General features: G+C 64.6%; 2 protein-coding genes and 1 pseudogene. All 3 read left to right on the forward strand.

Translation table 11 applies throughout. From position 1 onward, the window contains the following. Positions 1-251, forward strand: a pseudogene (locus tag EO99_RS27930) (methyl-accepting chemotaxis protein); the annotation flags it as partial. A 154-nt stretch (positions 252-405) separates the two neighbouring features. Then, positions 406-2,316 carry a HAMP domain-containing methyl-accepting chemotaxis protein gene (locus tag EO99_RS0125255; RefSeq protein WP_029621309.1) on the forward strand — a complete coding sequence of 637 codons (1,911 nt, stop codon included), beginning with the start codon at positions 406-408 and terminating at the stop codon, positions 2,314-2,316. A 241-nt stretch (positions 2,317-2,557) separates the two neighbouring features. Then, a partial coding sequence (locus EO99_RS0125260; protein ID WP_029621310.1) for an MCP four helix bundle domain-containing protein occupies positions 2,558-3,623 on the forward strand: 1,066 nt, incomplete at its 3' end.

Consider the following 3,623-nt stretch of genomic DNA (forward strand, 5'->3'; position numbering starts at 1 on the left):
AAGAACTGCAGGCGTCGATCGCCTTCTTCCGGGTCGATGCAACGGCCGGAAGGAGTGCGAAAAGTGCCAAGCCTGCTCCGGTCCGGGCAGCCGCCAAGCCCGCCACCCGCGCAGCCGCCGCTCCTGCCGCAAGGATGCAGAGGCCGGAGCAGTCGGTGACGGCACAGCAGGCTCGCGCCAAGGGCTTCGCGCTCGACATGTCGATGGGTGGCCCGGACGCCGACGACGCCCACTTCCGCGAAAGCGCCTGAGATATCTGCCGGGTCCTGATCGGGCCCGGCAACCTCCGCCGCATGTAGCGGCGGATCATCCCCTCGGGGAGCCGCTGGCTGGTGAATGGAGTCGCCCGTCAAGGCATGTCGTTTCACATATCTGGTCCGTCAGAAGACACCAGAGGAGGGCTCCATGCGCTTTACCATCAAGCTGAAACTCGGCCTGGCTTTCGGCCTCCTGATCCTCCTGAGCTGCGGCTCGGCGGCATTCGGCATCCTGGGAGTCCGGGACATCAACACCGTCCGCAATGCGATGATCGAAGGTCCGGTACATCAGGACGACTATGCCAACGACCTGTCCGCCGCATTCGACGGGATCGCCCTGGCGGAAGCGGACCTGCTGATGGCCACGACGCTCGACCGTGCCAACAAGGCGCGCAGCGTCATTGCCGAGGAAAAGCAGGCCTTCGAACAGGCGCTGAACGACGGCCAGAGCCATGCCCCGGAGACCTTCAAGGCCGAATGGCAGAAGATCCGGGATTTCAGCGACGACTATTTCGCCATCAGCGACCGTATCGTGGCATTGGCCGTCAACGGCCAGAGGGAACTGGCGACGGAGCTTTTCATGACCGAGGGTCATGAGGCGGCCGACCAGATGGACAGCCTCTCGGAGGACATGGCCGAACTGACGGAAGCCGCCATCAAGGCGTCCGACGCCACGGCCGACACCGATTACGAAGCGACCTTTGCCGCCTTGTCCGCCTTGGCCATCGGCTCGCTGGTGATCGCGGTCGCCGCAGCGCTCTGGATCGCGCTGGGCATCAGCCGCGGCCTCGGCAAGATCGGGACCGCCGTTCAGGCCGTGTCCATCGGCGACCTGGACCAGAAGATCGAGATCCGCACCAACGACGAGATCAAGGACCTGGTCGACAGGATCAACGTCATGACCGGCAACCTGCGCGACACGGCCGAAATGGCCGACCGCATCGCGGAGGGCGATCTCTCCGTCGAGCCGAAGCCGCTGTCGGACAAGGACAAGCTCGGCATCTCGATGCGCAGCATGGTGATGAACCTGCGCGAGACCTCGGACGTCGCCGACAAGATCGCCGGCGGCGACCTGATGGTGACGCCGAAGCCACGCTCGGACCGCGACACCCTGGGGCTTGCGCTGCAGAGCATGGTCGAGCGCCTTCGGACCGTGGTCGCCGACGCACTGGCGGCTTCCGACAACGTGTCGGTCGGCAGCCAGGAGCTCTCGTCGAGTTCGGAAACCCTGTCGCAGGGTGCGACCGAACAGGCGTCCGCAGCCGAGGAGGCTTCCGCCTCGATGGAGCAGATGGCCGCCAACATCAAGCAGAACGCCGACAACGCGGCCCAGACCGAAAAGATCGCCCGTCAGTCCTCCATTGACGCGCAAAGCTCCGGCCAGGCCGTCAACCGCGCCGTCGGCGCCATGCGCACGATCGCCCAGAAGATCTCGATCGTTCAGGAGATCGCCCGCCAGACCGACCTGCTCGCGCTCAACGCAGCCGTCGAGGCCGCCCGTGCCGGCGAGCACGGCAAGGGCTTTGCGGTCGTCGCCTCGGAAGTCCGCAAGCTCGCGGAACGCAGTCAGGCGGCGGCTGCCGAAATCAGCACGCTGTCGGGCGAGACGGTGCAGGTCGCGACCGAAGCCGGCGAGATGCTGAACCGGCTGGTGCCGGATATCCAGAAGACCGCCGAACTGGTGTCGGAAATCTCCGCTGCCTGCCGCGAGCAGGACATCGGCGCCGCCCAGATCAACGAGGCGATCCAGCAGCTCGACAAGGTGACCCAGCAGAACGCCGGCGCTTCGGAAGAGATGTCTTCGACCTCCGAAGAGCTCGCTGCCCAGGCAGAGGAACTGCAGGCGTCCATTTCGTTCTTCCGGGTCGAGAGCGGCAGCACGAGGAACCAGCGTCAGTCGGGGACACAGGCGCCCGCCGGGAAGGCCCGTCCGGCACCGGTGGCGAGACCCTCCGCCCACAGCGTCACGGCACAGCAGTCGCGCGCCAAGGGCTTCGCGCTCGACATGTCGATGGGCGGCCCTGATGCAGACGACGCGGACTTCCGCGAAAGCGCCTGAGCGGCGGCTTCGGTGAGCGGGGCCTCGCAAGGCACCCGCAGATCGAGGTGTCGCTGATCAAACACGAGGATGGCGCGCCGTTGGACGGCGGGCCATCCGAGAATCCCGGCGTATGTAGGCGCCAGGAGCAACGGCCTTCAAGGGTCGCGGAAGGGTGAGTGTATCGGTCTTCTTGCATCTGCAGCGCAATCACTATGACGGGCGCTGATCACCAACCGCCGATAGAGGGAATATTTCAAAAATGCGTTTTACGATTAAATTTAAGCTGGCCCTGGCGTTTGCCGTCATCATCCTGATGATGGCCGGAACATCGGTCTATGCGATCACCAGCCTGTCAGCGCTCAATCAAGCCATCACCCAGCTCGTCGCCGGCCCAGCCGCCCGCCTCGAGAATGCCCAGAACCTCGGCAACATCCAGCTTCGTCTGGCCCGCGCGCAAATGAACCTGGCGACCGCGACAGGCTCAGCGGAGATTGCAAACTTCATCGAAGCCAGCGATCGGAACCGCCAGCGGCTTGGAGAAACCATCGACTTGCTCGTCAATACCGCCACGACGGAGGCCGGCAAGCAGCAGTGGCGTGACGTGGCCGAAGAGGCCAAGCAGATCTATGCCGTCGACGACCGGGTTCGCACCCTGGTTCAGGCGGGCAATGGTCCGGAAGCTCTCCGGCTGGTCACGAGCCAGGGCCGCGCGGTCATGGACAAGATCGAGGAGACCATCAACGTCCGCATCGAAGCCAACAAGGCGCAGATGATCGAAGCCGATCAGCAGACCAATCTGCAGTACGAGACCACCCGCAATCTCATTTTGGCGATCTCCGGCGTTGCCCTGTTGATCGCCGCGGCCGCCGCCTTCTGGATCGCGCTGGGAATCAGCAGCGGATTGCGCAAGGTGATGTCCGTGGCCGAGGCGGTCTCCATCGGCGACCTGAACCAGAATATCGAGATCAAGTCGAACGACGAGATCAAGGATCTCGTGGCCAAGATCAACACGATGACCGGCAATCTGCGCGAGACCGCCAATATCGCCAGCCAGATCGCCAACGGCGACCTGACCGTCCGGCCGACACCGCTGTCGGACAAGGATGTGCTGGGTCTCTCGCTCCAGAGCATGGTCGAGCGCCTGAGAAGCGTCGTGTCCGACGCCCTTGCCGCCTCCGACAACGTCTCGTCCGGCAGCCAGGAGCTCTCCGCCAGCTCCGAAACCCTGTCGCAGGGCGCCACGGAACAGGCCTCGTCCGCCGAAGAGGCCTCCGCCTCGATGGAGGAGATGGCTTCCAACATCAAGCAGAACGCCGACAACGCCG

This window comes from Pseudorhizobium marinum, assembly GCF_000705355.1.
In the GTDB taxonomy this organism is placed as follows: Bacteria; Pseudomonadota; Alphaproteobacteria; order Rhizobiales; family Rhizobiaceae; genus Neorhizobium; species Neorhizobium pelagicum.

Excerpts from the sequence above, each read along its gene's own strand:
- EO99_RS0125255 (WP_029621309.1), top strand. The coding sequence starts at position 406 with ATGCGCTTTACCATCAAGCTGAAACTCGGCCTGGCTTTCGGCCTCCTG.